General features: G+C 67.7%; 12 protein-coding genes. 7 read left to right on the top strand and 5 right to left on the bottom strand.

The window, feature by feature from the left end; all coding sequences use genetic code 11:
- Positions 1-49 precede the first annotated feature (49 nt).
- Positions 50-1240, top strand: coding sequence for an MFS transporter (locus G3N98_RS02990; protein ID WP_206147172.1), 1191 nt, complete (start codon positions 50-52; stop codon positions 1238-1240).
- Positions 1241-1373: 133 nt separating this feature from the next.
- Positions 1374-2294: a LysR family transcriptional regulator gene (locus G3N98_RS02985; RefSeq protein ID WP_039353976.1), complete on the top strand. Its 921-nt coding sequence runs from the start codon at positions 1374-1376 to the stop codon at positions 2292-2294.
- Positions 2295-2309: 15 nt separating this feature from the next.
- On the opposite strand, the gene G3N98_RS02980 is transcribed toward G3N98_RS02985, so the two are convergent.
- On the bottom strand, positions 2310-3140 hold the full coding sequence (locus tag G3N98_RS02980) for a helix-turn-helix transcriptional regulator (RefSeq protein WP_206147171.1): 831 nt from the start codon (positions 3138-3140) through the stop codon (positions 2310-2312).
- Positions 3141-3378: 238 nt separating this feature from the next.
- Here G3N98_RS02980 and G3N98_RS02975 point away from each other — a divergent pair, with 238 nt between their 5' ends.
- From G3N98_RS02975 to G3N98_RS02960, 4 genes are all read left to right on the top strand, one after another.
- Positions 3379-5112, top strand: coding sequence for an amidohydrolase (locus tag G3N98_RS02975; protein ID WP_206147170.1), 1734 nt, complete (start codon positions 3379-3381; stop codon positions 5110-5112).
- Between the two features lie 223 nt (positions 5113-5335).
- Complete coding sequence (locus G3N98_RS02970; protein WP_206147169.1) at positions 5336-6451, top strand: polyamine ABC transporter substrate-binding protein; 1116 nt, start codon at positions 5336-5338, stop codon at positions 6449-6451.
- Positions 6452-6549: 98 nt separating this feature from the next.
- Positions 6550-8130 (top strand): DUF3138 family protein, encoded by a 1581-nt coding sequence (locus G3N98_RS02965; RefSeq protein WP_206147168.1) that lies wholly within the window; start codon positions 6550-6552, stop codon positions 8128-8130.
- Between the two features lie 69 nt (positions 8131-8199).
- Complete coding sequence (locus tag G3N98_RS02960) at positions 8200-9276, top strand: C45 family peptidase (protein WP_206147167.1); 1077 nt, start codon at positions 8200-8202, stop codon at positions 9274-9276.
- 83 nt (positions 9277-9359) lie between these two features.
- On the opposite strand, the gene G3N98_RS02955 is transcribed toward G3N98_RS02960, so the two are convergent.
- From G3N98_RS02955 to G3N98_RS02940, 4 genes are all read right to left on the bottom strand, one after another.
- Positions 9360-10745, bottom strand: a complete 1386-nt coding sequence (locus G3N98_RS02955; RefSeq protein WP_206147166.1) for an MFS transporter — start codon at positions 10743-10745, stop codon at positions 9360-9362.
- Between the two features lie 182 nt (positions 10746-10927).
- Positions 10928-11785 (bottom strand): hypothetical protein, encoded by an 858-nt coding sequence (locus tag G3N98_RS02950; RefSeq protein WP_206147165.1) that lies wholly within the window; start codon positions 11783-11785, stop codon positions 10928-10930.
- 47 nt (positions 11786-11832) lie between these two features.
- Positions 11833-12201: a hypothetical protein gene (locus G3N98_RS02945; RefSeq protein WP_089428430.1), complete on the bottom strand. Its 369-nt coding sequence runs from the start codon at positions 12199-12201 to the stop codon at positions 11833-11835.
- A gap of 31 nt (positions 12202-12232) precedes the next feature.
- Entirely contained in the window at positions 12233-12625 is a 393-nt protein-coding gene (locus G3N98_RS02940) for a helix-turn-helix domain-containing protein (protein WP_175239273.1), read from the bottom strand.
- A 136-nt stretch (positions 12626-12761) separates the two neighbouring features.
- Here G3N98_RS02940 and G3N98_RS02935 point away from each other — a divergent pair, with 136 nt between their 5' ends.
- Positions 12762-13394 carry a glutathione binding-like protein gene (locus G3N98_RS02935; protein ID WP_175239274.1) on the top strand — a complete coding sequence of 211 codons (633 nt, stop codon included), beginning with the start codon at positions 12762-12764 and terminating at the stop codon, positions 13392-13394.
- Positions 13395-13417: the final 23 nt, after the last annotated feature.

The following is a 13417-nucleotide window of genomic DNA, read 5'->3' as shown; positions in this document are numbered from 1 at the left end:
GATCCCCAGAGGACACGGTCCGCGCCGCGGACACGGAGAGAGACACCAGATGAATGTAGTCAACCTGCAGGATGAAGCGCGGCAGGAAAGCGCGCTGTTCGTCGTCGTGATGCTGCTGCTCGGCATGCTCGGGCCGACGGTCTTCCTCGGCCTGCCCGCGATCGTCGGGCAGGTCGAGCGTCATTGGGGCTTCGGCGAAGCGGCGCTCGGGCTGTCGAGCTTCATCGAGGTGCTCGGCGAATCGACGGGCACGCTGCTCGTCGCGTTCGTGCTCGGCCGCCAGCCGGTGCGATGGGTGCTCGCGGGCGCGGTGACGCTCGCGGCCGGCGCGAACCTCGGCACGCTCGCGACGCACGGGCTGGTGGCGTATTCGGCGTTGCAGTTCATCGCGGGCGTCGGCTCGGGCGGGCTGAACGGCATCGCGCTGCGCTACCTGTCGTATTCGCGCGCGCCGGAACGCAATCTCGGGATCATGCTGATGGGGCAGGTGACGTGGAGCATGGTGCTGCTCGCCTTTATCTTCCCGATGCTGAGCGACACCTGGGGCGCGCACGGCGTGTTCGGGTTCGTCGCGTGCGTGCTCGGCGTGTTCGTGCTCGCGACGCCGCTGTTTCGCCGCGGCGAGACGCTGGCCGCACCGGCACCGGACGGCGTCGCCGGCCGCATCGACCGCAAGGGCGCGATGCTCGTGCTGTGCGCGCAACTCGCGCTGTACGGCGGCGTCGGCGTCGTGTGGACCTTCCTCGAGAAGATCGGCACCGCGGCGGGCCTGAGCGGCCAGTCGGTGTCGCTGGTGCTCGGTGCCGCGAACATCGCGAGCCTCGTGATCTGCGCGGCGATGCCGAAGCTCGGCGCGGGCGCGGGCCTGCGCCGCTGGGCACTCGTGAACCTCGGCGGCTGCGCGGTCGCGGCCGTGCTGCTCGCGCTGCCGGCCTCGGCCGCGACGTTCACGCTCGGCGCGATCGTCTTCATCGGCTGCTGGACCGGTGGCGCATTGCTGATCTACGCGACGATTCCGCAGTACGACCTGGTCGGCAAGTCGGCCGCGTTGTCGCCGGGTTGCGTCGCGCTCGGCTATGGCGTCGGCTCGGTCGCGGGCGGCTCGCTGATCGAGCGCGCGGGCACGCAGTCGGCGCTGATCGCGGCGATCGTGCTGTGCGCGGTGGCGTTCCTCTGCTACCGGCGGCTGCGGCCGGCCGTGTTCGGGATGGAACGCGCGCTCGCGGTGGCATCTGAATGACGGTGGCGACGCGCACCGCTGCCGATGGCGGCGCGCGTCCGGTTCGGTTCATCGGCGCAGGCGGCGAGCGTGACGTGCGAGGCGCGTCGTGCCAGCCGGCCGGGTAACGCGCACACGCGCAGCGGCTTGAAGCATGTTCTCGAATACTTCCGATCTCGATCTCCGGCTCATCCGGGTCTTTCTGGCCGTCGTCGACGCACGCGGCATCACGGCCGCCGAGGCGTCGCTCGGCGTGCGGCAGTCGACCATCAGCACGCAGCTGTCGGCGCTCGAAGCGCGCGTCGGCTTCAAGCTGTGCGATCGCGGGCGCGGCGGCTTTCGCCTGACGTCGAAGGGCGAGCGCTTCGCGGCCACCGCGCGCACGCTCGTCGCGGCCACCTCCGAATTCGTCGCACGGGTGCGCGACATCGATCGCAAGCTGGTCGGCACGCTGTCGATCGGCCTGATCGGCCAGGCGCCGCTCGTCGAGAACGCCCGCGTGGCCGATGCGATCGGCGCGTTCCGCAAGCGCGACCAGGCGGTCACGTTCGCGATGAAGGTCGCGTCGCCGCAGGAGCTCGAGGAGAGCCTCGTCAACAACCAGCTCGATCTCGCGATCGGCTATTTCTGGCATCGCGTGCCGGGGCTGCTCTACACGCCGCTGTTCACCGAGCAGCAGGTGATCTACTGCGGGCGCGGGCATCCGCTGTTCCATGCATCGCGGCCCGTGACCGCCGACGACCTGCAGCTTCACGACTGGGTATGGCGCACCTATCCGGTGCCGGAGGAACAGTACCCGCTGCCCGAGCGGCGCGTGACCGCGAGCGCGGACAGCATCGAGGCCGCGACGATCCTGATCCTGTCGGGTGGCCATCTCGGCTACCTGCCCGCGCATTATGCGGAGCCGTTCGAGCAGCGCGGGCTCGTGAAGGCGGTGGGCCGCACGACGTTCAGCTTCGACGTGCCGCTGCATCTCGCGATGAAGCGCAGCGCGAGCGACAAGCCGATCGTCGACGCGTTCTGCGAGGACCTGCTGCGCGCGTTCAACATCAAGGCGGCCGCGCTGGCCGCCTAATCGGGCGGCGCGCGTTCAGCAGTCGACCAGCACCCAGTCGAACAGCTCGCGGCGCGTGCGCACGCCGAGCTTCGCGAACGCGCGCTTTACGTACGACTCCGCCGTCGACAGCTTCACGTCGAGCTGCTGCGCGGCCTCGGGCACCGAGCGCCCGCACAGCATCAGCCGGCAGATCTCGTGCTCGCGGCGCGACAGCTGCACGTCCTGCCGTTCCAGGCGCGCGTCGAAGCTCGCCTGCGACGCGGTGTTCACCGTCCCCGACGCCACGCGCCGCGCCGCGCAGGTGCGCGCATGCAGCTCGAACATCGGGAACAGCAGGTCGACCATCTGCCGGAAGTGGAACAGCTCGTCCATCGTGAACGCGGGCCGGCCGACGGTGCGCGCCAGCCCGAGTGCGTATTGCAGGTGCGCGTTGCCGTGCACGAGCATGCATTCCTGCTCGATGCCGGGCTCATCGAAGATCCGGCGGCGGAATTCGCCGTGCGCGATCCCTTCCACGTGGCGCTGCACCAGCAGCGTGCCGGCCTTGCCGCGCAGCGGTGCGACCAGCGGATCGACCTGGCAGTAGTCCTGGTAATAGACATCCATCACGCGCAGCGTATCGGCCGCGAAGCGCAGGCTGCCGCTGCCGATCCATTCGACGACGAAGCCCGACGCGCTGCCCGTATCCGCGCGCCAGCGTTCGAGGTGGACGGCGTCGGCGTCGATGCTGTCGTTGACGAACTCCGTGACCGCGCCGACGAAATCCGGCGTGCCGACCGCGCGCAACGTCGCGCCGAGCGTGTCGGGGCGCACACCTATCAGGTAGTGGCCGCGGGCGGCCGGGTCGGGCTGGAGAAGTCGCATGGTCGGGCGTGGGCGGTCAGGGGACAGTGCGACGTTACGCGAACGATATACGCGCGTCAGCCGGGAATTCACCGAATCAACCCCACCAATTTCGTGCGTTGTCCCCAAAACGATGACAAGACCGTGCCCGCGGCGGCCGGAATTCGTCCAAGCCCCGGCAGCGGGGGGGCATACCGCCGTGAATCGTCTGCCTATAGTGAAAGCACTTCGAAAACCTGATCAACAGAAAGGACAGGCCATGCAGATGCAACCGACGCGCGCCGCCGTCAACGATTCAACGCCGGCGGATTTCGTACTGACCAATGCGAATGTCTATACCGTCGATCCGCACAAGCCGTGGGCACAGGCGGTCGCCGTGCGCGACGGCCGGATCGTCCACGTCGGCGACACGGCGGCCGTGCAGGCGTACGTCGGCCCGGATACGAAGGTCGTCGACGCGGCCGGCCGGCTCGTGTTGCCGGGCTTCGTCGAATCGCACTGGCACTTCGAGACGACCGCGTTCGCGTTCCAGGCGTTCGTGAACTACGAGGATCCGCAGAAGGTGCTCGCCGTGCTGCGTGAGTATGTCGAGTCGCATCCGGACGAGCCGGCGATCACCGGGATGGGCTGGGTGCAGGCGACGATTCCGCCGGCGCTGCTGCGCAAGGAGACGCTCGACGCGATCTGCGCGGATCGCCCCGTGTGCCTGCTGTCGACCGATTTCCATTCGATGTGGGTGAACTCGAAGGCGCTGGAGATCGCCGGCATCGACGCGTCGACGCCGCCCGTGCAGGAAGGCGCGAGCTGGTTCGAGAAGGACGCGGTGACGGGCGAGCCGACCGGCCTGATCGTCGACGGCGCCGCGTATTCGTTGCTGATGCAGCGGATCAGCGCGGCCGGCCTGCTGCCGACCGGCATCGACCTGTACCTGAAGTCGATCCCGCCGTGGCAGAAGAAGCTGTGCGCGGCCGGCGTGACGACCGTGTTCGACGCGGGCTTCTTCGACCCGAGCGGCGACCAGTCGCTGCTGTACAAGACGCTGCAGACGATGGAGCGCGCGGGCGACCTGAAGCTGCGCGTGGTGGGCAGCGTCGCGGTGATCGGCGAGATCGACGATCCGGTCGGCACGCTCGTCAAATACCGCGAGCAGTACGATTCGCCGCTCGTGAAGGCGCGCGCGCTGAAGCTGTTCCTCGACGGCACGGAGGCGAACCACACCGCGTACCTGCTCGAACCGTACGCGGACCGCCCCGACACCTGCGGCGCGCCGACGATGCCGGCCGACACGTTCAACCACTACCTGGTCGAAGCCGATCGCGTGAACGCGAACGTGATGGTCCATTGCGTCGGTGACGCGGCGGTGCGGATGGCGCTCGACGGCTTCGACGCGGTCAACCGCACGAACCCGCCGCGCGACCGCCGCCATGTGATCACGCATGCGTTCCTCACGCATCCGGACGACATTCCGCGCTTCCGCCGCGCGGGCGTGATGGCGAACACGCAGCTGCAGTGGGGCGTGGTCGACGCGTACACCGAGCAACTGCGTGACCACTACGGCCACGAACGCTGGAGCAACATGTACAAGTTCCGCACGTTCCTCGACGAGGGCGTGACGGTGTCGATCGGCATGGACGGCCTCGCGTGCCAGTGCCGCTGCCAGCACAAGCCGCTCGAGCAGATCGAGTCGGGCCATACGCGTCAGCTCGCGGGCGAGCCCGATGCGCCGGTGTTCCCGGACATCGCCGAGCGCCTGAGCATTCCGCAACTGATCGCCGCGTACACGATCCACGGCGCGTACCAGCTCGGGATGGAGCATGAGGTCGGCTCGCTCACGCCCGGCAAGCGCGCGGATCTCGTCGTGCTGGAGAACGACCTGTTCGAGGTCGGCCAGTACGACATCGGCCGCATCGACGTCGCGCTGACGATGATGGACGGCCGCGTCACGCACGTAGGCGAGGACTTCGGCGTGCGCACGGGCGTGCAGGCATCCTGAGCGGTTTTCGGTTTTTGATTGGCGTGACGACGCGGCGAAGGAAGCTTTCAATTCGCTTCCTGGTCGGGTCGATCGGGGCATCCGCCCGGAACCGGGTGCCCCGATTGTGCGGCGTGTCCCCCTAACGGCAGGGCAGACCGGCCAATTTCCTCTGGCTACATTTTTCCGGACCGAAGCACACACCGTTCATCGCGAGCGGATCATGACATCGACGGAGGAAACCATGGCAGGGGATTGGAGCAAGCATCTGAAAACGGCATGCGCGGCGCTCGCGCTGGGCGGCGCGCTGTGGGCCGGCGTGCCGGCGGCGCACGCGGCGGACGTCGTCAACGTGTACAACTGGGGCAACTCGATCGGCAAGGCGACGATCGCGAACTTCGAGAAGGCGACCGGCATCAAGGTCGTCTACCAGGAGTTCGATTCGAACGAGACGCTGCAGGCGAAGCTGCTGTCGGGCACGTCGGGGTATGACGTCGTCGTGCCGTCCGACATCTTCTGGGCGCGGCAGCTGCAGGCCGGCCTCTACCGCAAGATCGACAAGAGCCAGGTGCCGAACTACGGGCTGCTCGATCCGGACATCATGAAGGTGCTCGCGAAGGACGATCCGGGCAACCAGTTCGGCATTCCGTGGACGTGGGGCACCGACGGGCTCGGGATGAACGTCGAGAAGGTGAAGGCCGCGCTCGGCAACGACGCGCCGCTCGACAGCTGGGCGCTGCTGTTCGACCCGAAGTACGCGCAGAAGCTGAAGCACTGCGGCATTTCGGTGCTCGATTCGCCGGTCGATGCGTTCGGGATGGCGTTCGTCTACCTGAAGAAGGATCCGAACACGACGAACCCGGCCGACTACCAGGCCGCGTACGAGCTGCTGAAGACGGTGCGGCCGTACATCACGCAGTTCAATTCGAGCAGCTACATCAACGACCTCGCGGGCGGCGACATCTGCCTCGCGCTCGGCTGGTCGGGTGACGTGAACTCCGCGCGGATCGCGGCCGCGTCCGCGAAGAAGCCGTATCACATCAAGTACGTGATCCCGACCGAGGGCAGCGCGATGTGGTTCGACATGATGGCGGTGCCGAAGGATGCGCCGCATCCGGACGCGGCGCTGAAGTTCGTCAACTTCGTGCTGTCGGAGAAGGAGAGCGCGAACCTGACCAACGACACGTCGTATCCGTCGGCCGTGCCGTCGTCGAAGCATATGGTGCGCGCCGACGTGACGAGCGATCCGGCCGTGTTTCCGCCCGCCGACGTGATCCGCAAGCTGAGTCTCAGCAAGCCGGTTCCGCCGGAGCTGATGCGCCTGCAGAACCGTCTCTGGACGAAGCTGAAGACCGAGTAAGCCGGCCGCCGCTTCTCCCCACTCCCGACTACCTTTCGCGCGCCCCGCCGCTCATCGCGGCGGGCGGGGGCGCGCGCGTCCCGACGACCACCCACACCATGAAAATCACACACATGACGGCGCTGTGCCTGCTGGCGTTCGACGCCGCCGCGGCATTCGCGCACACGCCGCAGGCGACCGACGCGAGCAGGATGAAGGCGTTGCAGGCGCAGGTCACCGCGCTGCAGCAGCAGGTGAACGAGCTGCGCGCGAGCATGCTGGCGGCGAAGCCGGCCGGCGCGGCAACGACCGCCACCGCCGCCTCGGGCGGCGCGAAGATCGGCTCGATCAACACGGCCGCCGCCGCCGCACCGGCCGCGGATGCGGCGCCGGCGTTCACGAACGACGACCTGCAGCAGATGCGCGAGCAGATCGCGAACGCGTCGCTGAAGGTCGACTCGCTGCAGGAAGCGGCGACCACCGGCCCGCTCGCGGGCCTGAGCATCACCGGCTACGTCGATCCCGTGTACCTGTTCAACCGCGCGCAGCGCACGTCCGGCTTCCAGTTCCTGAACCATGACCCGGGCGCGTACGACTACTTCAACAGCACGATCGGCGACGTCTACCTCGACATCAAGAAGACCTTCGGCGTCGGCCCGATGGCGCCGGCGGCGGAGGTCGTGATCCAGCCGAACCGCGGCTTCGGCAACGTGTTCAGCAACGCGCACGGCGGCATCGGCAACAACATCGTCACGCAGGCGGTGGTCACCGTGCCGCTCAGCACGACCCGCACCTTCGAGATCGGGATGATGCCGAGCCTCGCCGGCTACGAGGTGCAGCCGTCGACGCAGATGCTGACGCTCACGCACGGGCTGCTGTACGACTTCAGCGAGCCGGGCAACCTGATCGGCGTCGGGCTGAAGGGCTCCAACGCGGCGATGACGCGCTTCTGGCAGGTCGTGATCGGCAACGAGGTGCTGCGCACCGCCGGCGCGATCGCGAACGCGGCGAACAACACGACGAAAACCAACTGGACGCCGACGATCACAGCGCGCTTCGACAACGCGACGTCGACGGCCTTCGACTTCGGCCTCTCCGGGATGCTCGGCCGGCAGTCGCTGTTCTCGCCGTGCGCGCAGCCGGGCGGCTACGGCTACCAGTGCAACGGCGCGTCGCCGACCGGCCTCTACAAGTACGTGGAAACCGACGTGACCTATACGCACGACAAGACGCAGGTCAACGCGCAGGTGGACTACGGCGAGCTGCAGAAGGGCGCATGGAACGGCGGCACCGCGCGCTGGTACGGGATGTCGCTGCTCGGCCACACGAAGTGGACGACGTCGTGGGTCGGCCGCATGGGCGCGACGCTGCGCTTCGACTACCTGAACAACACGTCGAACGGTGGCGGCGGCACCAACATCCAGTACGGGCTCGCGGGCGGCAATCCGTCGGTGAACGGGTCGAGCGGCTTCGGCATCGATCCGGCGTGCTTCCAGGGTTCGTCGACGAACGGCACCGAGTGCAAGGGCGCGCAGCGTTATGCGATCACGGCCGACCTGTTGTTCTATCCGACACAGCAGATCACCGTGAAGCTCGAATACCGCCACGACGCGGCGAACCATCCGGTGTTCCTGAAGAGCAACGGCACGTATGCGCGCAGCAACGACCTGGCCGGTATGCAGTTCATTTACTCGTTCTGACCCGCTGCACGATGTATCACGCTCCGGGCCGTACAGGCCCGGAACGCATTCAACCGAGGAGATTTGATCTTGAAGCTGCACACCTTCGTGACCGACATCACCGATCCGCGCGAGCGCGGCCGCCTGCTCGGCGAGCGCTTCGCGCCGGCGATCCGCGAGACGGTCGCGCTGTATCTCGCGTTCTTCCCGAAGCTCGGCATCGCGCCGCAGCGCGCACGGGAGATCGGCGAAGCGAGTCTCGCCACGCTCGGCGCGTGGTGCTCGCGCCTCGCCGCCGAAGTCGAGGCGATCGCCGACGGCGTCGACCTGCCGCGCTGGCAGCTCGCGTGCCTGAACGCGCGCACCGAGATTCTCGCCACCGCACCCGCATCGGCCGAAGGCGAGTGCTCGACGACCGTCCATGCGCCGGCCGGCCCGCACGCGCCGCGCACGCTGCAGACGTGGGACTGGCACGACAGCCTCGCACCGCAGGGGCTGCTGATGCAGATCGCGACGCCGCACGGCCGTACCGTCAAGCTGTTCTCCGAATTCGGGATGCTGGCGAAGCTCGGAGTGAACAGCGCGGGGCTCGGGCTGCACTTCAACATCCTGCATCACGCAAGCGACAACGACAGCGCCGGCGTGCCCGTGCATGCGATCGCGCGGCGGCTGCTCGAAGACGCGACGACGGTGCAGGAGGCGATCGACATCGCGCGCACCGCGCGCGTGAGCGCGTCGACGGTGCTGACCGTGTTCACGCGGCACGACGCGAACCCGCGTGCGGCGAGCATCGAGCTGAGCCCGTCGGGCGTGGGCGTGGTGGTGCCGCGTCCGGACGGCTGGCTGCTGCATACGAACCACTTCCTCGATCACGCGCTGAGCGGCGGCGAGTGCATGCCCGACAGCTCGACCACGCGCGAGCGTTTCGCGCACCTGAATGACGTCGTGAACGGGATGACGAGCGCCGATGTGCGCGAGCGCGCGGCGGCGATGTGCGGGGCGGCCGGCGACCAGGCCGTCGTGTGTTTCCATCCGGACCTGTCGATGCCCGACACCGAGCGCTGGGAAACGCTGCTGACCGTCGGCATCGACACCGATGCGTGCGCGCTCGACTACGCGGCGGGCAATCCGCACGACCTCGCGCGGGAGGGGGCTCTGCGGTTCTGACGTGACGTACGACGCACGACGCGTGGTCAGCGGTAGCGGTAGAGCCGGGCGGCACGCGCGGGCCGCCCGTGCGTTGCCGACGCTTATGCGTCGATGCGCTCGACCTTGCCGACCAGCAGCCCATACGACAGGCTGCCGGCGAGCGCCATCGCGGCGATGTAGGTGATCGCGCGCGAGAAGTCCGCGCCGTTCACCAGCAGCCCGATCACGATCGGTGTCGCGATCGCGGACAGGTTGCCGATCAGGTTGAACACGCCGCCCGTGAGGCCGAGCAGCCGCGCGGGCGCGAGCCCCGACACGAGCGACCACGTGATCGACGCGAAGCCGTTGCCGAAGAATGCGATCGTCATGAACGCGATCACCCAGCCGGTCGACGTCACGTAGTTCGCGCCGATGATGCAGGTCGAGATCAGCAGGCCCGAGATGATCGGCAGCTTGCGCGCGAAGCCCTGCGATGCGCCGCGGCGCATCAGCCAGTCCGACAGCACGCCCGAGCACAGCACGCCGACGAACGCGGCGAGGAACGGCAGCGACGCGAGGAAGCCGGACTTTATGAAGTCCATCCCGCGATACTTGACGAGGTAGGTCGGGAACCACGTGAGGAAGAACCACAGCGTCGAGTTCAGCGCGAACTGGCCGAGATAGATGCCCCACAGCTTGCGCCGGCCGAGCACGACGCCGAGGTCACGCCACGTCGACGGCGCGCGTTCGGTGCGTGCCGCGACGCGATCCTCGAGATCGACGAGCCCGCCGCCGTCGCGGATCAGCGCGATCTCGGCCGCGTTGACGCCACGAAACGCGCGCGGCTCGCGATACACCGCATACCAGATCGCGGCCCACACGATGCCCGCGAGGCCGGTTGCGACGAACACCATGTGCCAGCCGAGATGCACCTGCAGCCACGCGAGCACCGGCGTGAGGAACGCGAGGCCGACGAACTGGCCCGACGTGTAGCCGCCGATCGCGCTCGCGCGTTCGCGGGTCGGGAACCAGGTCGTCACCACGCGGTTGTTGATCGGATAGGCGGGCGCTTCGAGTGCGCCGACCGCGAGGCGCAGCACGATCAGCCCGACGAACGAGCCCGCGAAGCCGAGCAGCAGCGTCGCGGCCGACCATAGCGCGAGCGCACCCGCATACAGCACGCGCGGCGACACCTTGTCGACGAGCCAGCCGCCCGGGACCTGCATCAGCGCGTAGGTCCAGCCGAACGCGGAGAACACGAGGCCCGCGCGCACCGGATCGATGTTCAGCTCCTTGAACAGCGCGGGCGCGGCGATCGACAGGTTGCTGCGGTCGAGATAGTTGATCACGACGGTCACGAACAGCAACGCGAGGATCAGCAGCCGCTTGCGGCTGGGCGGCGTGGTGGGTGCCGCGGCCGAACGGGCGGCGGGATCGGATGCGAGGCCGGCGCGCGCGGGCGGTTGTTCCGGCGGGTGGGCGTGGGTACGCGACGCGGAATGGGCCACGGTTGTCTCCTGTGTTCGGTGCCCGGCCGTCGCCCGCGAACGGGGCGGCCGAATCGAATGGCATTGGGGCGAACGTTAGAGCCGTGGCGGGAGGCACGTCAACATTTGGACAGGCATCCCTATTAATGGGACGTGACGCGCTCAATATGTGGGAATGAGCGGCGATCACGTCGCCGCGTGCATCAGTTGGCCATCGCTTCCTTCGCGCTGACCCAGCCCTGCACCGCGCCCGCTTGCGGGTTGCGATACCGCACCTTCAGCCACTGGAAATCGGCGCTCGTGTCGATCAGCTCGACCGTGTCGCCCGCGACGACGTAGCGGCGCGTGGGTGCATCGTTCATCGTATCGTGCAGCGGCAGGCGCGCCGGGCGCACCTTGAACGTGACGGTGCCGCCGCCGTACGCGTCCGGGCGGCGCGATACGCGCTTGCCTTGCGCGTCGTAGGTCAGCAGCATCGACGACGGGCCGGAATCGGTGTCGAGCAGGTCGCGCAGGTCGTCGGGGATCGCTTCGCTGGACTGGTACAGATACAGCTTGCCGCGCGCATCGTAGCGGTACGCATCGGTGTACCAGATCGGGCCGCCGCGGCAGGAGCTGTACAGCGTGCGTTCCTTCGGCTTCGCGACCACGTTGACCAGGTCGTCGCAGTTGCCATGCCGCATATTGCTCGCCGGCATGCGCAGCGGCTCGAACTGCTGGCGTGCGGGGTCGTACAGGTAGATGCCGTAGCTGTCGTTGACCATGCCGAGCGTCGCGTGCATGGCGAGATCGCGGTGGCCGTCGAAGTTGTAGTCGTCCGACGAGAGGTGATAGTGACCTTCCTCGTCGGCAGCGATCACGTCGAGCGTTTGCGTCTTGCCGCTCGGCAGGAAGCGCACGGTGATGTGCGCGCTGTCCGCGCGTTCGACGCGAGCCGTGACGGTGTCGTCGACCTTGAACGTGAGCAGCGGCTTGGCTGCGTGCGCGGCAGGCGCAAGCGATACGCACGCGGCGAGCAGCAGCGCGGTCGCGGCAAGACTGGGAAGCGGGAAGCGCGTCATGAGCAGGCGTAATAGCGAAAGTCGAGGATGAACCGGCTGACGACGGCCTAGCCGCGCGTGCTGTCGTCCTGAAAGCCGTTCTTGCCGACGAAGATCTCCTTCAGCGCGGCGCGCAGCGTGACCGGATCGTATTGGCCGGGCGCGAGATGGATCACGTAGCGCGTCTGGCCGTCGAGCCGCGCGGCGAGCGCGGGTTCGATCTCGACGTCGATCGTGTCGTCCGTCAGGCGCACCGACAGATCCTTGACGCGCGCGTTGACCTGGTCGCGCACCATCACTTCGATCAGCGCGTCGTCCGGAAAGCGCGACAGCGCGAAGCAATAATCCTGCTCGGCGTCGTGGCAGTAGATGTTGGCGAAGCTTTCGTCGTCGTCGAGATCGGACGTCGCCGCGCCGATGGTGGCGTGAAGTTCCATGAGTGTGGGTTCCTGCGTATGGGAGTCGGGGTTATCGGGTGGAATGGTGTGCTGTTTCGATGGCGGCTGCCGCGCCGGGCGCGACGCCGATATCGCACGACGCATCGGCATCGCGCGCTTTCAGCCACAGGCCGAATTCGCGCATGACTTCGACGACGGGCCGCAGCCGGTCGCCGTCGGCGGTCAGATCGTACTCGACCCGCACCGGCACTTCCGGATAGACGGTGCGCCGCACGAGCCCGGCGTCTTCGAGCGCGCGCAGGTCGAGCGTCAGCATGCGCTGCGAGATGCCGGGCATGTCGCGCCGCAGGTCGCTGAAGCGTCGCGGCCCGTCGAGCAGATACGACACCAGCAGCAGCCGCCAGCGGCCGCCGAGCAGGCGCATCGCTTCTTCAACGGAACATCCGGTCGCACTTGTTTTCATCGTGGCGAATCCTGGTCGGTAAATTTTTTGTGACTACGGCACAAACGACTGCCGTCTTCTCAGCCTTGCGCCGATGCGAGATATTAGCGCCCGCGTCGCGGCGAATCGATACATGAACCACTCACGAAGGACACGCATGAAGCTCTATCACGCTCCCGGAAGCTGTTCCCAGGCGATCTGCATCGTGCTGCGCGAAGGCGGCATCGACGCGGAAGTCATCAAGGTCGACGCGCGCAAGCATGTCATTGAAGACGGGCGCAATTACTACGATGTGACCGAACTCGGCTACGTGCCGCTACTCGAACTCGACGACGGCACGCGGCTGCGCGAAGGGCCGGTGATCGCGCAGTATCTCGCGGACGTGCGTCCGGATGCGGGGCTCGCGCCCGCCTACGGCACGCTCGCGCGCTATCGGCTGATGGAGTGGCTGAACTTTCTCACGGCGGAAATCCACAAGGGGTTCATTCCGCTGCTGTACGCGGTGCAGGCAGGCAAATACGTCGACCCGGCGAGAACGAAGCTCGACAGCCGCTTTGCCTGGATCGATCGCCAGCTCGATGGCAATACGTTCTTGATGGGCGACTCGTTCACGCTCGCCGATGCATACCTGTTCGCGCTGACCGGCTGGGGCAAGGCGGAATGGCTGCGGTCGGTGTACCACGCGGATATCGACCTGACCCGCTATGCGCATCTGCGTGCGTGGTACGAGCGGGTGCGGGCGCGGCCGGCGGTGCAGGCGGTGCTGGAGGCCGACGGGCTCGCGCGGTAGCAGGCGACGGCGGTCGCGGAGTC

The organism is Burkholderia sp. Tr-20390, assembly GCF_017104595.1.
GTDB lineage: Bacteria > Pseudomonadota > Gammaproteobacteria > Burkholderiales > Burkholderiaceae > Burkholderia.
The sequence above is the reverse complement of the archived record's forward strand: the minus strand, read 5'-3'. Positions and strand labels throughout refer to the sequence as shown.

Bases quoted from the DNA above. Each gene is read 5' to 3' on its own strand.
- G3N98_RS02990 (WP_206147172.1), top strand. From the start codon at position 50: ATGAATGTAGTCAACCTGCAGGATGAAGCGCGGCAGGAAAGCGCGCTG.
- G3N98_RS02985 (WP_039353976.1), top strand. From the start codon at position 1,374: ATGTTCTCGAATACTTCCGATCTCGATCTCCGGCTCATCCGGGTCTTT.
- G3N98_RS02980 (WP_206147171.1), bottom strand. From the start codon at position 3,140: ATGCGACTTCTCCAGCCCGACCCGGCCGCCCGCGGCCACTACCTGATA.
- G3N98_RS02975 (WP_206147170.1), top strand. From the start codon at position 3,379: ATGCAGATGCAACCGACGCGCGCCGCCGTCAACGATTCAACGCCGGCG.
- G3N98_RS02970 (WP_206147169.1), top strand. From the start codon at position 5,336: ATGGCAGGGGATTGGAGCAAGCATCTGAAAACGGCATGCGCGGCGCTC.
- G3N98_RS02965 (WP_206147168.1), top strand. From the start codon at position 6,550: ATGAAAATCACACACATGACGGCGCTGTGCCTGCTGGCGTTCGACGCC.
- G3N98_RS02950 (WP_206147165.1), bottom strand. From the start codon at position 11,785: ATGACGCGCTTCCCGCTTCCCAGTCTTGCCGCGACCGCGCTGCTGCTC.
- G3N98_RS02945 (WP_089428430.1), bottom strand. From the start codon at position 12,201: ATGGAACTTCACGCCACCATCGGCGCGGCGACGTCCGATCTCGACGAC.
- G3N98_RS02940 (WP_175239273.1), bottom strand. From the start codon at position 12,625: ATGAAAACAAGTGCGACCGGATGTTCCGTTGAAGAAGCGATGCGCCTG.
- G3N98_RS02935 (WP_175239274.1), top strand. From the start codon at position 12,762: ATGAAGCTCTATCACGCTCCCGGAAGCTGTTCCCAGGCGATCTGCATC.